17 protein-coding genes are annotated in these 16,258 nt (G+C 68.3%); 2 read left to right on the top strand and 15 right to left on the bottom strand.

Going from position 1 to position 16,258, the window contains the following annotated elements; genetic code table 11:
* Together P409_RS09195 and P409_RS09190 are read right to left on the bottom strand one after the other, a co-directional pair.
* Positions 1-239, bottom strand: a 239-nt coding sequence (locus P409_RS09195; RefSeq protein ID WP_034834567.1) for a chromate transporter, incomplete at its 3' end; no start/stop codon positions are given.
* A gap of 73 nt (positions 240-312) precedes the next feature.
* Positions 313-690, bottom strand: a complete 378-nt coding sequence (locus P409_RS09190; RefSeq protein WP_034834562.1) for a glyoxalase superfamily protein — start codon at positions 688-690, stop codon at positions 313-315.
* Between the two features lie 222 nt (positions 691-912).
* Here P409_RS09190 and P409_RS09185 point away from each other — a divergent pair, with 222 nt between their 5' ends.
* A complete protein-coding gene (locus tag P409_RS09185) occupies positions 913-1,161 on the top strand; it encodes an AbrB/MazE/SpoVT family DNA-binding domain-containing protein (protein ID WP_034834560.1) in 249 nt (82 codons plus the stop codon).
* Positions 1,162-1,309: 148 nt separating this feature from the next.
* Here P409_RS09185 and dnaE read toward each other — a convergent pair whose 3' ends face one another.
* The 7 genes from dnaE to proS all read right to left on the bottom strand — a co-directional run bounded on the left by dnaE (position 1,310) and on the right by proS (position 10,016).
* A complete protein-coding gene (dnaE, locus tag P409_RS09180) occupies positions 1,310-4,783 on the bottom strand; it encodes a DNA polymerase III subunit alpha (protein ID WP_034834558.1) in 3,474 nt (1,157 codons plus the stop codon).
* A 95-nt stretch (positions 4,784-4,878) separates the two neighbouring features.
* Positions 4,879-5,190 carry a type II toxin-antitoxin system RelE/ParE family toxin gene (locus P409_RS37010; protein ID WP_081991383.1) on the bottom strand — a complete coding sequence of 104 codons (312 nt, stop codon included), beginning with the start codon at positions 5,188-5,190 and terminating at the stop codon, positions 4,879-4,881.
* Positions 5,178-5,435, bottom strand: coding sequence for a type II toxin-antitoxin system Phd/YefM family antitoxin (locus P409_RS09175; RefSeq protein ID WP_034834556.1), 258 nt, complete (start codon positions 5,433-5,435; stop codon positions 5,178-5,180). Before P409_RS09175 ends, P409_RS37010 begins: the two co-directional genes overlap by 13 nt.
* Before the next feature lie 40 nt (positions 5,436-5,475).
* On the bottom strand, positions 5,476-6,723 hold the full coding sequence (locus tag P409_RS09170; protein WP_052120248.1) for a lipoprotein-releasing ABC transporter permease subunit: 1,248 nt from the start codon (positions 6,721-6,723) through the stop codon (positions 5,476-5,478).
* Complete coding sequence (locus P409_RS09165; RefSeq protein WP_238578633.1) at positions 6,723-7,424, bottom strand: ABC transporter ATP-binding protein; 702 nt, start codon at positions 7,422-7,424, stop codon at positions 6,723-6,725. The genes P409_RS09170 and P409_RS09165 overlap by 1 nt, the downstream gene beginning before the upstream one ends.
* The gene (locus tag P409_RS09160) at positions 7,417-8,679 is read right to left on the bottom strand and encodes a lipoprotein-releasing ABC transporter permease subunit (protein ID WP_034834547.1); all 1,263 of its coding nucleotides are present in this window, start codon (positions 8,677-8,679) and stop codon (positions 7,417-7,419) included. Before P409_RS09160 ends, P409_RS09165 begins: the two co-directional genes overlap by 8 nt.
* 23 nt (positions 8,680-8,702) lie before the next feature.
* Complete coding sequence (gene proS, locus P409_RS09155) at positions 8,703-10,016, bottom strand: proline--tRNA ligase (protein ID WP_034834546.1); 1,314 nt, start codon at positions 10,014-10,016, stop codon at positions 8,703-8,705.
* 152 nt (positions 10,017-10,168) lie between these two features.
* Here proS and P409_RS09150 point away from each other — a divergent pair, with 152 nt between their 5' ends.
* Positions 10,169-11,458: an NCS2 family permease gene (locus P409_RS09150; RefSeq protein WP_034834545.1), complete on the top strand. Its 1,290-nt coding sequence runs from the start codon at positions 10,169-10,171 to the stop codon at positions 11,456-11,458.
* Positions 11,459-11,765: 307 nt separating this feature from the next.
* Here the strand turns inward: P409_RS09150 and P409_RS09145 are convergent, their stop codons facing one another.
* The 6 genes from P409_RS09145 to P409_RS09120 form a co-directional block, all read right to left on the bottom strand.
* The gene (locus P409_RS09145) at positions 11,766-12,341 is read right to left on the bottom strand and encodes a DNA-3-methyladenine glycosylase I (RefSeq protein ID WP_202964612.1); all 576 of its coding nucleotides are present in this window, start codon (positions 12,339-12,341) and stop codon (positions 11,766-11,768) included.
* A complete protein-coding gene (locus tag P409_RS09140; protein ID WP_034834544.1) occupies positions 12,320-12,586 on the bottom strand; it encodes a DUF1467 family protein in 267 nt (88 codons plus the stop codon). Before P409_RS09140 ends, P409_RS09145 begins: the two co-directional genes overlap by 22 nt.
* Before the next feature lie 235 nt (positions 12,587-12,821).
* Positions 12,822-13,226 (bottom strand): methylmalonyl-CoA epimerase, encoded by a 405-nt coding sequence (mce, locus tag P409_RS09135; RefSeq protein ID WP_034834543.1) that lies wholly within the window; start codon positions 13,224-13,226, stop codon positions 12,822-12,824.
* A 161-nt stretch (positions 13,227-13,387) separates the two neighbouring features.
* On the bottom strand, positions 13,388-15,064 hold the full coding sequence (locus tag P409_RS09130) for a ribonuclease J (protein ID WP_052120246.1): 1,677 nt from the start codon (positions 15,062-15,064) through the stop codon (positions 13,388-13,390).
* On the bottom strand, positions 15,061-15,846 hold the full coding sequence (locus tag P409_RS09125) for a type III pantothenate kinase (protein WP_034834542.1): 786 nt from the start codon (positions 15,844-15,846) through the stop codon (positions 15,061-15,063). Before P409_RS09125 ends, P409_RS09130 begins: the two co-directional genes overlap by 4 nt.
* A 1-nt stretch (position 15,847) precedes the next feature.
* The coding region (locus P409_RS09120; RefSeq protein WP_034834541.1) for a biotin--[acetyl-CoA-carboxylase] ligase at positions 15,848-16,258 on the bottom strand (411 nt) is incomplete at its 5' end.

Raw genomic sequence — 16,258 nt, 5'->3', positions numbered from 1 at the left:
AGGCGGAAGCCGATCCACAGCGACAGATTGACCACGTTCACGCCGGGAAAGGCCTGGGCCAAGGCGAGGCCGTTGAGGAAATCGGCCTCGGACACCCAGCGCCGGTTCTGCACGAACTCGCGCAGCATCCAGCCGCTGAGCCCGCCGCCGAAGCTGGTCAGCCCGATCTTGGCGAAGGCCAGGAAGATCTGCCCCAGGCCCGGCGGTGCTGCCGCCATCTCCGCTGCGGTGTCAGCCATGCCGGCCCCGAGTCTCCGCGATGCCTCCACTCAAGCGCGGCGGCGCCTCGGCAACAAGCGGTGCGACAACAGGTCAGATCGGCTGGCCGACATCGATGCGGTTGCCGTCGGGATCCTCGAAGACGAAGGCGCGCAGGCCGTATTCCTGATCGCGCAGGCCCTTGATGATACGCAGCCCATGCGCCCGGCAGATCCGGTGCAGGGCTTCAGCGTCCTCGACCATCAGGTGGGCCACGTTGAACGGCGCCGCCTTGTGCTGGGGCTGCAGCGTCAGATGCAGCTCCGCCCCGTCGCGCTTCAGGATCATGAAGCCGACCGGGTCGCCGTTCTGGAAGGTTTTCCGGAAGCCCAGGACGGAGGTGTAGAAGGTATGCGCCCGATCCATGTCGCGGACCGGGAGCATGGCGGCGATCCGCCCGAAACGGATGCCGTGATCGGCGTCGTCACTCATGGTGCGAACTCGGTGGGAGCGCAGCGGCGACGACCCGGACGGTGCCGGCCCGGTCGCATGCCCTCCGGTGCGGTCGGAGGACGGTGCCCCCGGCTCCGGCGTTTGTAGCGAGGGGGCTCGCGGCCGGGCAAGCGGGATCGCGATCTATCGACAAGTCCCGGCCACACCGACCATCATTCATTCCAACCTTCCCGACCCAAGCTTCGGCACCAGGAGGCCACGATGCGGACGAACATCAGGAAATGGGGCAATAGCGCCGCCGTTCGCATCCCCGCCTCGATCATGCAGGTCGCCCAGATCTCGATTGGCCAGTCGGTGGATGTCTGGCCGGAAAGCGGGGGTATCGTCATCGAGCCGGCCCTGGAGGACGGCATCGTGGGCGCTGATCTCGATCCCCTTTTGAAGGGCATTACCGAAGAAAATCAGTCCGATCTCGTGGATTTCGGCCCGCCGGACGGCAAGGAGCTCTGATAGCGGCGCATTCCCCTTTTTGTCATTGCCGGGCTTGACCCGGCAATCCAGGGGCCACCAAGAGCCGCTCTGGCCGCCCCTGGATCCTCGGGTCAAGCCCGAGGATGACAGTTGGGCATATGGAGAGTCCGGTTCTCCGTCCCCCGCCTCAGAACTCCTCGACGCTGAGCACGCCGGGCACCGATTTCAGCGCCGCCTTGGCCTTGCCGCCCACCGCATAGCCGCCGGGCAGCTCGATCTCGACCTCCTCGGTCGGCGACAGCAGCAGCTGCAGGTTGACCTTGCAGCGCCCCTGCCCTTCGCGGTCCAGAAGCCCATGCAGCGGCTGGATCGCCTGCACCCCGTCGACATAGATCACGAAGCGGGCGGCGCTCTTCGCCAGGGCCTGGTCGATCGGCTCGACCGACAGTGCGGTCAGCCGCAGCTCCTCGCCGCGGCTCTGGATCTCCACCGCCATGGCCAGAGCGGCGCCGACCTCGAGCAGCTGCCGCGCCGTGGCCAGGGTCTCGGCGAAGAAGGTGACCTCGAACACGCCGCTGGCATCGGAGAAGGTGCCGAAGCACATCCGGTTGCCGGTCTTGGTCGTCATCTCGCGCTTGGCCATCAGGATGCCGGCGAGGCGGAGCTGGGTATGGCCGAGCCGCATCTTCTGGCCGATCTCGGCCGAACGCACCGAGCCCAGGCGCTTGGTGTTGTAGGTGTCGAGCGGATGGGCCGAGAGGTAGAAGCCGACCGCGTCGAACTCCTGCTTCAGCCGCTCCATCGAATCCCAGTCCGGGATGGTCGGTAGCGGCGGCGCGCTGAGGCCCCCGCCGGCCGGGCCGCCAAACAGGCCGATCTGGCCGCTGTCGCGCTCCGCCGCCACGGTGTGGGCATAGCGCAGCAGCGTCTCGAAGGAGGCGACGACGCGGGCGCGGTTGTTGTCGATCGAATCGAAGGCGCCGGCCCGGGCCAGGTTCTCCAGCTGGCGCTTGTTCAGCAGCTTGAGGTCGAGCCGCCGGGCCAGGTCGAACAGGTCTTTGAACGGCCCGCCGCGCTCGCGCTCCTGCACCAGGCTGCGCATCGCCTCGGGCCCGACGCCCTTGATGGCGCCGAGGGCGTAGCGGATGGCCTTCTTGCCGTCCGGCAGCACCTCCACGGCGAAGACCGCGTCCGACTTGTTGATGTCCGGGATCAGCAGCTTGATGCCCAGCCGCGACAGCTCCTGCCGGAAGACGTTCAGCTTGTCGGTGTTGCCGAGGTCGAGCGTCATCGACGCGGCCAGGAACTCGACCGGATGGTTGGCCTTCAGATAGGCGGTCTGGTAGGCGACGATGGCATAGGCGGCGGCGTGGGACTTGTTGAAGCCGTAGCCGGCGAACTTCTCGACCTGGTCGAAGATGTTGGCGGCCTGCCCCTCCGGCACGCCGCGGGCGGACGCGCCCTCGACGAAGGTCCTCTTCTGGGCATCCATCTCCGCCTTGATCTTCTTGCCCATGGCGCGGCGGAGAAGGTCGGCGCCGCCGAGCGAATAGCCCGCCAGCGTCTGCGCCACCTGCATCACCTGCTCCTGATAGACCATGATGCCGTAGGTCTCTTCCAGTATCGGCTGCAGCGACGGGTGCAGGTAGTCCGGTGCCTTGGTGCCGTTCTTCACCTCGATGTAGGTGGGGATGTTGTCCATCGGGCCGGGGCGGTACAGCGCCACCAGCGCGATGATGTCCTCGACCCGGTTCGGCTTCATCCGGCGCAGCACGTCGCGCATGCCCGAGCTTTCCAGCTGGAACACGCCGGTCGACTCCGCCCGCCCGAGCATGGTGTAGGTGACGGGGTCGTCCAGCGGGATCTTCGCCAGGTCGATGTCGAGGCCGCTGGCCTTCAGCAGGTTCTCCGCCGTGCGCAGCACGGTCAGGGTCTTCAGGCCGAGGAAGTCGAACTTCACCAGCCCGGCCTGCTCGACATACTTCATGTTGAACTGGGTGGCCGGGATCGGCGAGCGCGGGTCTCGGTACAGCGCCACCAGCTCATGCAGCGGCCGGTCGCCGATGACCACGCCGGCGGCGTGGGTCGAGGCGTGGCGATAGAGGCCCTCCAGCTTCATCGCCAGGTCGATCAGGTGGCGCACCTGGGGGTCGTTGTCGCGCTCCTGCTGCAGTGCCGGCTCGCCCTCGATCGCCTGGGCCAGGGTGACCGGGTTGGCCGGGTTGTTCGGCACCAGCTTGCAGATGCGGTCGACCTGGCCATAGGGCATCTGCAGCACGCGGCCGACGTCGCGCAGCACGGCGCGGGCCTGCAGCTTACCGAAGGTGATGATCTGCGCCACCCGGTCGTGGCCGTAGCGGTCGCGGACATAGGTGATCACCTCGTCGCGCCGGTCCTGGCAGAAGTCGATGTCGAAGTCCGGCATCGACACGCGCTCGGGGTTCAGGAACCGCTCGAACAGCAGGCCGAAGCGCAGCGGGTCGAGATCGGTGATGGTCAGCGCCCAGGCGACGGCCGAGCCGGCGCCGGAGCCGCGGCCCGGCCCGACCGGGATGTCGTGCGCCTTGGACCATTTGATGAAGTCCGAGACGATCAGGAAGTAGCCCGGGAAGCCCATCTTCTCGATGACGTCGAGCTCGTAGTCGAGCCGGGCGGTGTATTTCTCCCGCACCGCCTCGCGCTCCTCGGCCGCCATCTCCGGCGTATAGACATGCGCCTCCAGCCGGGCCTTCAGTCCTTCATGCGCCTGGGCCCGCAGCTCCTCGGCCTCGCTGCGGCCGGCATCGCCGGTGAAGGCTGGCAGGATCGGGTTGCGCTTCTTCGGCATGAAGGCGCAGCGCCGGGCGATCACCAGCGTGTTGTCGACCGCCTCCGGCAGGTCGGCGAAGAGCTGGCGCATCTCCTCGGCCGTGCGGAAGCGGTGGTCGCGCGTCACCCGCCGGCGGTTGGCCTCGACCACATAGGTGCCGTCGGCGATGCACAAGAGGGCGTCATGCGCCTCGTACATGTCCTCGCCGGCGAAGAAGCAGTCATTGGTGGCGACGAGCGGCACGTCCTCCTGGTAGGCGAGGTCGATCAGCCCGGCCTCGATCCTGTCCTCCTCCTCCATGCCGTGGCGCATCAGCTCGACATAGAGCCGGCCGGGGAACAGCGTCTTCAGGTAGCGCAGCGTGCCCGCCGCCCGCTCCGGATGCTCGGCCAGCAACAGGCGGCCGACCGGGCCGCGCGGCCCGCCGGTCAGGGCGATCACGCCTTCGGTGTGCCCCTCCAGCGCTTCCAGTGCGAGTTGCGGCGCCAGCCCCTGCTCGGTCTCCAGATAAGCGCGGCTGGTGAGCGCCATCAGGTTCTCGTAGCCGGCCTCGTTCTGGGCCAGCAGCACCAGGCAGTCGGGCTCGGCGATCGCCGGGCCACCGACGCGGGCGCCCGACTCGGTCTCCGCCCGGGTGATGGCGAGGATGGTGCCGATGATCGGCTGGATGCCGTAATCCTTGGCGGCGAAGGAGAATTCCAGCGCGCCGAACAGGTTGCCGTTGTCGGTGACCGCCACCGCGGGCATCTGCAGCTTCTTGCAGATGCCGACCAGCTCCTTGATCTTGATCGCCCCTTCCGAGAGGGAATAGGCGCTGTGCACGCGCAGATGGACGAAATCGGCGTGTGTCATGGCGGCGGTACAGCCTCGCGGCGACGGATCGGGGACGGCCCGGAGGAATCGGGCGACGAGCTAGTCATAGCGTATTGCAGCGGCTGCCGCCGGATCTACGACGTTGATCGGGCGGCTAGAAGCTCGGGCCGGAGAAGCCGCTCCCCGCGCATCACGTGAAGGATGAAGACCCGGTCTCCATCCTCTCGATAGAAGATGCGACAGGGTGGCTCGACGATCTGCCGATATCGGGAATCGGCAAGCTCCGGCGGCTTCGGCCCCAGACGCGGATGGTCCGCCAAGCGCCCGACATGCTGGAACACGCGCTGAACCAAGCGCTGCGCTGCGGCCCGATCCTCGATCGCGATATGGTCGGCGATCGCATCCAGGTCGCTCAGCGCCGGTTCGGTCCAGACTATTTCAGCCATCGCGCCATGCGCTGCATGGCCCCGTCCTGCGTGAGTGTCCGTCCTTCCTCGACCGCCTGCTCACCACGGGCGATGCCTTCGAGCAATTCCATCCGGCGCTGCAGGGTCTCGAAGGTCTCGACATCGACGAGGTAAGCGCTCGGCAGCCCGTGCTGGGTGATCAGGATCGGCTCGCGATCCCGTTCCAGCTCGGCGAGAAGATCTGTGGCTTTGCGCTTGAGGGTCGTCACCAGTTCGGTACGCATGAAGTGATACTAGAGTATCACTCCAATCCCGGCAAGCCGCTCACTCGTACCGCAGCGCCTCGACCGGGTCGAGACGGGCGGCGCGCCAGGCGGGGTAGATCGAGGCCAGCAGCGACAGCGCCAGCGCCATGCCGCAGACCAGCATCACCTCGCCGGCGTCGATCTCGGTCGGGATCCGGGTCAGGGAGTATTGCCGCGGGTCGAAGATCGGCGTGCCGGTCAGCTGCTGCAGCCATTGCCGCAGCGCCTCCAGGCTGTCGGCCAGGGCAATGCCGAGGCCGAGCCCGGCCACGGTGCCGATGACGCCGATGGTGGCGCCGGCCAGGAAGAAGATGCGCAGGATCGACCCGCGGGACGCGCCCATGGTGCGCAGGATGGCGATGTCCGCCCCCTTCTCCTTCACCAGCATGATCAGGCTGGAGATGATGTTGAAGGCCGCCACCAGAACGATCAGCGACAGGATCACGAAGATCACGTTGCGCTGTCCGGCAACGATGTCGAGATAGCCGGACAGGGCCTGCTTCCAGTCGAAGAAGCGGACGCCGGAGCCGGCCGCCTCCTGCAGCGGCCTGGCGATGTCGCCGATCCGCTCCGGGTCGCGGACATTGACGTCGAGCCGGGTGACGCCCTGGAGGCCGAGCAGCGACTGCGCCGCCGGCAACGGCAGCACGGCGACCCCGCTGTCGAACTGGTACAGCCCGGCATCGAAGATCGCGACCACGGTGAAGGCGCGAGCGACCGGGCCGGCGGACGGCTCCCCCTGCCCTCCCGCGCCCGGCGCCAGCAGGGTCAGCTTGCCGCCAAGGGAAAGGCCCAGCTTCTCGGCCAGGCCGCGGCCGATCGCCACCGCGTCGCCGCCGGTGAAGGCGCCGGGGGCCTGCAGCTGCAGGTCCTGCGCCACCAGCGGCCGGGCCAGGAAATCCTCCGGGCTCTCGCCGCGGATCTGCACGCCGGCCGAGGCCTTGCCGGCGCTGGCCAGCGCCTGGCCCTCGGCCACCGGGATCACCTTGGTGACGCCGTCGACCGCGCGCAGCCGGTCGGCCCGCGCCTGATAGTCCGCCATGTCGCGGCCGCCCAGCGGCACGACGCTGACATGGGCGTTGAAGCCGAGGAACCGGGCCAGCAGCTCGGTCTGGAAGCCGTTCATCACCGAGGTGACGGTGATCAGCGTGGCGACGCCGATGATGATGCCGAGCAGCGAGAAGCCGGCGATCAGCGAGACGAAGCCCTGGCCGCGGCGGGCCCGCAGGTAGCGGAAGGCGACGGCGCGTTCGAAGGCGTTGAACATCAGCGCGCCGCCAGCACGCCGTCGCGCATCTCCACCACCCGGTCCATGCGCTCGGCCAGCTCCAGGTTGTGGGTCGCGATCAGGGCGCCGACGCCGGTCGAGCGCACCACGTCCAGCAGCATCTCGAACACCGCCTCCGAGGTGGTGTGGTCGAGATTACCGGTCGGCTCGTCGGCGATCAGCACCTTCGGCGCGTTGGCCAGCGCCCGGGCGATGGCGACGCGCTGCTGCTCGCCGCCGGACAGCTGCGCCGGGCGATGCTCCAGCCGTCCGGCCAGCCCGACCCGGGCCAGCAGCTCCCGCCCATGCTGGCGCGCCTCGGAGCGTGGGCGGCCGGCGATCATCTGCGGCAGCACCACATTCTCGATGGCGCTGAACTCCGGCAGCAGATGGTGGAACTGGTAGACGAAGCCGATGGCGGAGCGGCGCAGCGCCGTGCGCGGCCCGTCGCCCAGCCCGTCGCAGCGCTGGCCGGCGATGGTGATGGTGCCGCCATCCGGCTGCTCCAGCAGGCCGGCGATGTGCAGCAGGGTCGACTTGCCGGCGCCGCTGGGGCCGACCAGGGCGACGATCTCGCCCCCGGCCAGCGACAGTTCGGCGCCGCGCAGCACGTCCAGCCGGGTCTCGCCCTGGTGGAAGCTGCGGCGGATCCCTTCGAGGCGCAGCACCTCAGCGGCATTGCTCATGGCGGCGTCACTCATAGCGCAGGGCCTCCACCGGATCGAGCCGGGCGGCCCGCCAGGCCGGGAAGATCGAGGCCAGGAAGGTCAGGCCGATAGCCAGGAGGCAGACCGAGACCACCTGGCCCGGATCGACCAGGGCCGGCAGCGAGGCCAGGAAGCTGAACTCGGCGGCGAAGGTGTCGGGGCCGAGCACGCCCTGCAGCCACAGGCGAATGGCATCGATATTGGCGGCGAGGCCGAGGCCCAGGGCCAGCCCGGCCAGGGTGCCGACCACGCCGATGGTGGCCCCGGCCAGGAAGAAGATGCGCAGGATGGCGCCGCGCGATGCGCCCATGGTGCGCAGGATGGCGATGTCGCCGCCCTTGTCCTTCACCAGCATCACCAGGCTGGAGATGATGTTGAAGGCGGCCACCAGGATGATCAGGGTCAGGATGACGAACATCACGCTGCGCTCGACCTGCAGCGCCGTGAAGATGGTGGCATTGGCATCGCGCCAATCCGACACCTTGAGGTCCGGTCCCGCGATCTCCGCCACCTTCGCCCGCACCGCGTCCAGCCGCTCCGGATCGGTGGTGAAGATGTCGAGGCCGCCGGCCTGGTCCTTCATCTGGAACAGCTGCTGCGCCGCCGCGAGCGGCATGTAGACGGTCGCGGTGTCCGGCTCCTGCAGCCCGGTGGTGAAGATCGCCACCACCGTGTAGGTCTTGGCCCGCGGCACCGAGCCGAAGGCGGTGCGGTTGAAATGCGGCGTGACCAGCGTCAGCTCGTCGCCCAGCCGGACGCCGAACTGGCCCGCCAGGCCGCTGCCGATGGCGATGCCGTCGGTGCCGGAGAAATCCTCCGGCCTGTCGATCAGGATCGACCGGGCGATCGCCGGGCGGCCGAGGAAATCCGCCGGATCCACGCCCTCCACCGCCGCCGGCGCCCCCTGGAAGCTGGTGAAGTCGGACTCCCGGCTGACCAGGGCCTGATCCTCGATCACCGGCGACACCCGCACCACGCCCGGAACCTGCCGCAGCCGGTCGGCCAGCGGGCCGTAATCCGGCACGCCGGCGCCGGCCGCGGCACTGACCTTGAGATGGGCGTCGAGGCCCAGCACGCGCTGCACCAGCTGGGCGCGGAAGCCGTTCATCACCGACATGACGATGATCAGCGTCGCCACGCCCAGCAGGATGCCGGCGAAGGAGAAGCCGGCGATGACGGAGATGAAGCCTTCCTTCCTGCGGGCCCGCAGGTAGCGGAAGGCAACTTTCCGTTCGAAGGCGTTGAACATGCGGGCTCCGGCGGGTCGCGGGCTCAGCCCTTGATCCGCGCCACCACCGCGTCGAGCGGCAGCTCGATCTTCTCGCCGGTGGCGCGGCGCTTGATCTCGGCCACGCCGTTGGCGGCGCCGCGCGGGCCGATCACCACCTGCCAGGGCAGGCCGATCAGGTCCATCTCGGCGAACTTCGCCCCCGCCCGCTCGTCGCGGTCGTCATAGAGGGGGTCCAGCCCGGCGTTGCGGAAGCGCTGGTACAGGTCCTGGGCCACCGCGTCGCAGGTGGCGTCGCCCGGCTTCAGATTGATCAGGCCGACATCGAAGGGCGCCACCGAATCCGGCCAGATGATGCCGGCATCGTCGTGGCTGGCCTCGATGATGGCGCCGACCAGGCGCGACACGCCGATGCCGTAGCTGCCCATCTCGACCGGCCGCGGCGTGCCGTCCGGCCCGGCCACGGTCGCACCCATCGGCGCCGAGTACTTGGTGCCGAAATAGAAGATGTGGCCGACCTCGATGCCGCGCCGAGTCTGCAGCTCATTCTCCGGCACCGGGCATTTGGCCGCGTCGTGCATCTCGTCCGCCGCGGCGTAGAGGCCGGTGACGCGGTCGACGAAGGCGGCCAGGTCGTCATCGGGGCCGAGCTGGCGGGCTTCGGTGTCCAGCTCCAGCAGGCGCGGGTCGACATAGACCTGGCTCTCGCCGGTCTCGGCCAGGATCTGGAACTCGTGGCTCAGGTCGCCGCCGATCGGGCCGGTGTCGGCCTTCACCGGCACCGCTTTCAGCCCCAGCCGGGCGAAGGTGCTGAGGTAGCAGACGAAGAACTTGTTGTACGACCGCCGCGCCGACTCGTAGTCGATGTCGAAGCTGTAGGCGTCCTTCATCAGGAACTCGCGGCCGCGCATCACGCCGAAACGGGGGCGCACCTCGTCCCGGAACTTCCACTGGATGTGGTACAGCAGCTGCGGCAGCTGCTTGTAGCTCTTCACCGACGACCGGAAGATGTCGGTGACCATCTCCTCGTTGGTCGGCCCGTACAGCATGTCGCGGTCGCTGCGGTCGCGGATGCGCAGCATCTCCTTGCCGTAATCATCGTAGCGGCCGCTCTCGCGCCACAGATCGGCCGGCTGGATCGTCGGCATCAGGATCTCCTGGCAGCCGAAGCGGTCCTGCTCCTCGCGCACCACCTGCTCGATCTTCTTCAGCACCCGGAAGCCCAGCGGCAGCCACGAATAGATGCCGGCCGCCTGCTGCCGGATCATGCCGGCGCGCAGCATCAGCCGGTGCGACACGATCTGCGCCTCGCTGGGATTCTCCTTCAGGGTGGGCAGGAAGAACTGGGACAGGCGCATCGAGCGGGCTTCCGTCTGGAACCGTTGAGAAACACAGGCGCGCGACTTTAGGGAAGGACCGGCGGCCTGTCCATGCGGGGTTCCGCGGGCCGGCGAATCTCCCGATAATTGCCGCAATTCCTTCACATGCGGCGACCGGAGGGGTCAGCATCATGCTCGAGCGTCTGTTCGGACTGTCCGAACACGGCACCACGGTGCGCACCGAGATTCTCGCGGGTGCGACCACCTTCCTGACGATGGCGTATATCATCTTCGTCAACCCGCAGATCCTGGCCACCACCGGGATGGACCACGGCGCCGTGTTCGTGGCCACCTGCCTGGCCTCGGCGGTGGCGTCGGCCTTCATGGGCTTCTACGCCAACTACCCGATCGCTATGGCGCCGGGCATGGGGCTGAACGCCTATTTCGCCTACACCGTGGTCGGGCAGATGGGCTATTCCTGGCAGGTCGCCCTGGGCGCCGTGTTCCTGTCCGGCGTGCTGTTCCTGGTGATCAGCATCCTGCCGATCCGGGAAGCGATCGTGAACAGCATCCCGCGGTCGCTGAAGATGGCGATCTCGGCCGGCATCGGCCTGTTCCTCGGCATCATCGCGCTCCAGAACGCCGGCGTCATCGCCGCCAACCCGGCGACCATGGTCGGCATCGGCAACCTGCACGCCGTGCCGACGATCCTGGCGGCGATCGGCTTCATCGTCATGGCGGCGCTGGTGGCGCTGCGGGTCACAGGCGCCATCATCATCGCCATCCTCGGCGTCACCGTGGCCGGCATCCTGCTGGGCGTGTCGCAGTTCAACGGCATCGTCGACCTGCCGCCGTCGCTGGCCCCGACCTTCCTGCAGCTCGACCTGTCGGGCGCGGTGCATGTCGGGCTGATCAGCATCGTCTTCGCCTTCCTGTTCGTCGACCTGTTCGACAATGCCGGCACGCTGATCGGTGTGGCGCACCGCGCCGGCCTGCTGGACGCGCAGGGCCGGCTGCCGCGGCTGCGAAAGGCCCTCCTGGCCGACAGCACCATGGCCTGCTTGGGCTCGGCGCTCGGCACCTCGACCGTCACCAGCTATATCGAGAGCGCGGCCGGGGTGAATGCCGGCGGCCGCACCGGGCTGACGGCGGTGGTGGTCGCGATCCTGTTCCTGCTGTGCCTGTTCCTGGCGCCGCTGGCCACCAGCATCCCGGCCTTCGCCACCGCCCCGGCCCTGCTGTTCGTCGCCTGCCTGATGGTGCGCGGCCTGTCCGAGATCGACTGGGAGGATGCGACCGAGTTCGTGCCCGCAGTGGTCTGCGCCATCGCGATGCCGCTGACCTACTCAATCGCCCACGGAATAGCCTTCGGCTTCATCACCTATGTCGGCATCAAGGCACTCGCGGGACGTGTGCGCGACATCCATCCGGCGGTGGCGATCCTGGCGGTTTTGTTTGTGTGCAAATTTGCCCTGATCTGACCGCATGGGGGGCATGCGATTCTGCGTGACAGCCGCGTTTAACCTCGCTAAGGTCCGCCTCGCCTGAACAAAAGCAATGACAAGGGCAGGCTCGAGTTTAGGGAGGAAACTGTCGGGAGTGACGGCAGGACTTAAATCCGCCGGACACAATTAATAAGACAGGTTTTCGACCGGCAGGCGCTTCGGCCCTGCCGTTTTTTTGTGCGTGGATACGACCGGTCCCTGATGCCTCTATCCCGACCGGCCGCACCATGACACCGTCATTGCGAGCGCAGCGAAGCAATGAAGATGGGAGAGGGCCGCCCTCTCAGCCGCCACGCCGCCAGGGCGGGTCGAGCTTCAGGATCGTGTCGTAGATCGGGCAGCCTGGGTGATGCGTGCCCTGCAGGTAGCCCAGGCTCATCAGGAACTCGTTGACGATCTCGCCGCCGGTGAAGCGGAAGGTCTTCTTGAACAGCTTCACCCACTCCGCCTTGGTCAGCGGGTGATGGGCGTCGAGCCAGGCGGCGAAGCTGCCATGACTCTCCCGGATTGCCTGAAGCCGCTTGGCGTTGTCGATCGCGGCGTCGACCTTCAGCCGGTTGCGGATGACGCCGGGGTCGGCCAGCAGCCGGGCGCGATCGGCGTCGCCGAAGGCCGCCACCCTGTCGATGTCGAAGCCGGCATAGGCCTGGCGGAAGGTCTCGCGCTTCTTGAGCATCAGGTCCCAGGACAGGCCGGCCTGGTTGATCTCGAGGATCAGCCGCTCGAACAGCACCGCGTCGTCGCGGGCCGGGAAGCCGTATTCGGTGTCGTGATAGGCCTTGTGCAGCGGGTCGCGTTCGGCGATGGCGCAATAGCCTTTCAGCGGCGCCGGATCCGTCACTGCTGCGCTTTCGTCCATGATTCCGCCCAGTCCCGGAAGGAGAACACGTTCTCGGTGATGAGGACGTCGATCACCACCCATAACACGACAGTGATGGCGGTGGTGATCAGCACCTTGCGCCAGATCCGCGGATTGGCCGGCGCCCCGACCTGATGGCCCGGCTGCGCCTCGTCGACCTCGGGCCGCACGCCCCAGGGTAGGACCGCGAAGATCACGGTCCACCAGATGATGACGAAGACGACGATGCCGCTGACCAGGCCCATGCGTTCCCTCCCGGAGTGTTCTCTCTCCTTACCCGTCCGGACCGGCCGGAGGCATGGGGCTTTTCGTCCTGGCCGGTCTGCGCGAGGCACTCAGGCCGGACTGCCGATGCAAAGGATCGTCATTGCGAGGAGGCGAAGCCGACGAAGCAATCCAGGGGCCGGTTCGCACTGGCCCCTGGATTGCTTCGCTGCGCTCGCAATGACGGGTCTCCTGCGAGAGAGCTCGACCAAGGGCTCAGACCTGCTCGATCTCGGTCAGGGTGCCGGCCAAGTCGGCCGGGTGCAGGAACAGCACCGGCTTGCCATGGGCGCCGATCTTCGGCTCGCCGTCGCCGAGCACGCGCAGCCCCGCCGCGACCAGCCGGTCGCGGGCCGCCCGGATGTCCTCGACCTCGTAGCAGAGGTGGTGGATGCCGCCCTTCGGGTTGCGCTCCAGGAACTTCGCGATCGGCGAGGCCTCGCCCAGCGGGTGCAGCAGCTCGATCTTGGTGTTGGGCAGGGTGACGAAGACGGTGGTGACGCCGTGCTCCGGCAGGTCGACCGGCGCCGACACCTCCGCCCCCAGCGTCTCGCCGTACAGCGTCACCGCGGCCGGCAGGTCCGGCACGGCGATGGCGACGTGGTTGAGGCGGCCGATCATGCTGCGCTTCCTCCGGGCTGGTCCTTGCCCTGCTCCATAGTGTCATGCCCGGGCTTGACCCGGGCATCCAGAGACTGTCGATGCCGCTCTGGGGGCCCTGGATTGCCGGGTCAAGCCCGGCAATGACAGGAGAAGGGGCGTAAGAGGCGGCCCTTCGACCCCTACAGCCGCACCAGATGCACTTCGGTGACCGGCTTCTTGCCGTGCCAGTTGCGGATCGTGCGCCGCACCGTCACCCGCGCCGCCTCGGTGATCGCGGTGTCGTCGTTGCGCTGGGCCCGCGGCAGGGTCTCGAGCGCCTGGCGCACCTCCTCCGCCACCTCGGCCTCGCTGTCGGCCTGGTCCTCGGCGTCCTCGATGCCCAGCAGCGCCACCTTCGGGTCGGCGGCCAGGCGGCCGTCGCGGTCCAGCACCAGGGTCACCACCGCGGCGCCGTTGTGGATGATGCGCTGGCGGTCGCGGATCGCCTCGCCCCCGATCGGCACCAGATGGTGCCCGTCCAGCGCCAGCTTGCCGTGCTCGACATTGTCGACGATCTCCAGCGGCCCCGGCGCCAGGCGGATCATGGCACCGTTGCGCGGGATCAGCGTCTGCTTCACCTGCCCGGCCTCGGCCAGCGCCGCATGGGCGCGCATGTGCCGCTCTTCGCCATGCACCGGCACCACCGCCTGCGGCTTCAGCCACTGGTAGAGCGTGGTCAGCTCGTCCCGCGCCGGGTGGCCGGAGCAATGGACATTGGCGTCGTCCGGCGTGATCAGGGTGATGCCCGCGCCGACCAGCGCGTTCTGCACCCGGCCGATCGCCTTCTCGTTCCCCGGGATCTCGCGGGCCGAGAAGATCACCGTGTCCCCGGCCTCCAGCGTGATGTGCGGGTGGCTGTCGCCGGCGATGCGGGACAGGGCCGACCGCGCCTCGCCCTGGCTGCCGGTGCAGATCAGCACGATCTTGTCGCGCGGGATGTATCCCGCCTGGTCCTCGCGCACGAAGGGCTCGGGCAGGTCGGTCATGTAGCCGGTGCTCTGCGCCGCCTCCATGATCTTCCACAACGACCGGCCGACCAGGGCGCATTGCCGCCCGGCCGCCTGCGCCGCCAGCGCCACGCTGTGGATGCGCGCGACGTTGGAGGAGAAGCAGGTGACGACGACGCGGTTCGGCTGGGCCGCGATCACCTCGGCCAGGCCCTTGCGCACATCCTCCTCGGAGCCGGAGCGGCCGGGGTTGAGGGCGTTGGTGCTGTCGCCCATCACCGCGACCACGCCCTCGTCGCCGAGCCGGCGCAGTTTCGGCTCGTCGGTCACCGCGCCGATCTGCGGCGCCGGGTCCAGCTTCCAGTCGCCGGTGTGGATGACGTTGCCATGGCGAGTGCGGATCACCAGGGCGTTCGGCTCCGGCACCGAATGGGTCATGGTGATGAAGCCGACGCCGAACGGGCCGATCTCGACATCGCCGCCCAGCGGCACCTCGATGATCGGCACGCGGTCGGCAAAATCGGTCTCGCGCAGCTTGATCCGCAGCACCGCGGCGGTGAAGGGCGTGGCGTAGATCGGGCAGCGCAAATCGGGCCACAGCAGCGTGATGGCGCCGATATGGTCCTCATGCGCATGGGTGACGACGAGGCCCAGCAGATTGTCGCGCCGCTGCTCGATGAACACCGGGTCGGGCACGATCAGGTCGACGCCCGGCACCGATTCGTCGGCGAAGGTCACCCCGCAATCGACCATCAGCCAGCGGCCCGCGTGACCGTAGAGATACAGGTTCATCCCGATCTCGCCGGCGCCGCCGAGCGGCAGGAAATAGAGGGCGTCGTCGGGGCCGTTGGCCGCGGGAGAGGCAGTCATGTGGTGGCGTTTCGCTCGTAGATGAGGCGCAGTCCGCGCAGGGTCAGTTCGCTGTCGATGTGGTCGATCATATGGGTCGCCTGGGCGAAAACGCTACCGAGGCCTCCGGTCGTCACCACCGTCACCGGCGGCGTGCCGGTCGGCGACAGCTCGGCCTTGATGCGGGTGATCAGGCCTTCGATCATGCTGAGATAGCCCCAGAACATGCCGGATTGCATGGCACTGATGGTGCCGTAGCCGATCACCTGCTCCGGCCGCACGATCTCGACCTTCGGCAGCTGGGCCGCCACCTTGTGCAACGCGTCAAGCGCCAGCTGGGGTCCCGGGGCGATGATGCCGCCGAGGAAATCGCCATCGGCGTTGACCACGTCGAAGGTGGTGCCGGTGCCGATATCGACCACGATCAGCGGCTTGGGATAGCTGGCCCCGGCGGAGACGGCGTTGACCAGGCGGTCGGCGCCGGCCTCGCGCGGGTTGCGCAGCAGGTTCTTGATGCCGAGCTCGACCGACGGGTCGCCGACGCGCATCGGGTCGGTGCCGAAATGGTCGCGGCACAGCTTGGCCAGGTTGAAGGTGGCGGCCGGCACCACGCTGGACAGGATCGAGCGGGTGACGTCGACCGGGCGCAAGCCCCGCATCGCCATCAGCGAGACCAGCCAGACGGCATATTCGTCCGAGGTGCGGCGGCTGTCGGTGGCGATGCGCCACTGGCCCTTCTGCTGGGCGCCGTCGAACACCGCGAAGACGATGTTGGTGTTGCCCGCATCGATGGCGAGAAGCATCTCAGCCCCTCCCGAAGAAGACGTCGCCCGCGGTGATGCTGTGCCGGCCGGTGTCGGTGCGCAAGATCAGAGCGCCGGTCGGGTCGATATGCTCGAACACGCCCACCAGCGTCTCGGTCTCCAGCCGCACCGTGATGCGGGCGCCGAGGCCTACGGCGCGGCCCAGCCAGGCCGCCCGGGTGGCGTCGAAGCCTTCGGCCCGCCACTCCGCCAGGCGCACATCCAGCGCCGCGGCCAGCCGTTCCAGCACCGTCTCGACCGTCGCGTCGCGGGCGCCGGCGGCATGCAGGCTGGTGGCGTTGTAGTCGGCCAGCTGCGGGTGATGGGCGACGTTCACGCCGATGCCGGCGACGATCCAGTCGACGGACCGGTCAGGCGCCACCGCGGCCTCCAGCAGGATGCCGCACAGCTT

The sequence above is a fragment of the Inquilinus limosus MP06 genome, assembly GCF_000767795.1.
Lineage (GTDB): Bacteria > Pseudomonadota > Alphaproteobacteria > DSM-16000 > Inquilinaceae > Inquilinus > Inquilinus limosus_E.
Note: the sequence above shows the minus strand (reverse complement) of the source record. Positions and strands in the feature narration are given on the sequence as shown.

Coding starts and splice junctions, on each gene's coding strand:
- P409_RS09170 (WP_052120248.1), bottom strand. CDS start 6,723: ATGTTCAACGCCTTCGAACGCGCCGTCGCCTTCCGCTACCTGCGGGCC.
- proS (WP_034834546.1), bottom strand. CDS start 10,016: ATGCGCCTGTCCCAGTTCTTCCTGCCCACCCTGAAGGAGAATCCCAGC.
- P409_RS09150 (WP_034834545.1), top strand. CDS start 10,169: ATGCTCGAGCGTCTGTTCGGACTGTCCGAACACGGCACCACGGTGCGC.
- P409_RS09140 (WP_034834544.1), bottom strand. CDS start 12,586: ATGGGCCTGGTCAGCGGCATCGTCGTCTTCGTCATCATCTGGTGGACC.
- P409_RS09145 (WP_202964612.1), bottom strand. CDS start 12,341: ATGGACGAAAGCGCAGCAGTGACGGATCCGGCGCCGCTGAAAGGCTAT.
- P409_RS09190 (WP_034834562.1), bottom strand. CDS start 690: ATGAGTGACGACGCCGATCACGGCATCCGTTTCGGGCGGATCGCCGCC.
- P409_RS09185 (WP_034834560.1), top strand. CDS start 913: ATGCGGACGAACATCAGGAAATGGGGCAATAGCGCCGCCGTTCGCATC.
- P409_RS09125 (WP_034834542.1), bottom strand. CDS start 15,846: ATGCTTCTCGCCATCGATGCGGGCAACACCAACATCGTCTTCGCGGTG.
- dnaE (WP_034834558.1), bottom strand. CDS start 4,783: ATGACACACGCCGATTTCGTCCATCTGCGCGTGCACAGCGCCTATTCC.
- P409_RS37010 (WP_081991383.1), bottom strand. CDS start 5,190: ATGGCTGAAATAGTCTGGACCGAACCGGCGCTGAGCGACCTGGATGCG.
- P409_RS09165 (WP_238578633.1), bottom strand. CDS start 7,424: ATGAGTGACGCCGCCATGAGCAATGCCGCTGAGGTGCTGCGCCTCGAA.
- P409_RS09175 (WP_034834556.1), bottom strand. CDS start 5,435: ATGCGTACCGAACTGGTGACGACCCTCAAGCGCAAAGCCACAGATCTT.
- mce (WP_034834543.1), bottom strand. CDS start 13,226: ATGATCGGCCGCCTCAACCACGTCGCCATCGCCGTGCCGGACCTGCCG.
- P409_RS09130 (WP_052120246.1), bottom strand. CDS start 15,064: ATGACTGCCTCTCCCGCGGCCAACGGCCCCGACGACGCCCTCTATTTC.
- P409_RS09160 (WP_034834547.1), bottom strand. CDS start 8,679: ATGTTCAACGCCTTCGAACGGAAAGTTGCCTTCCGCTACCTGCGGGCC.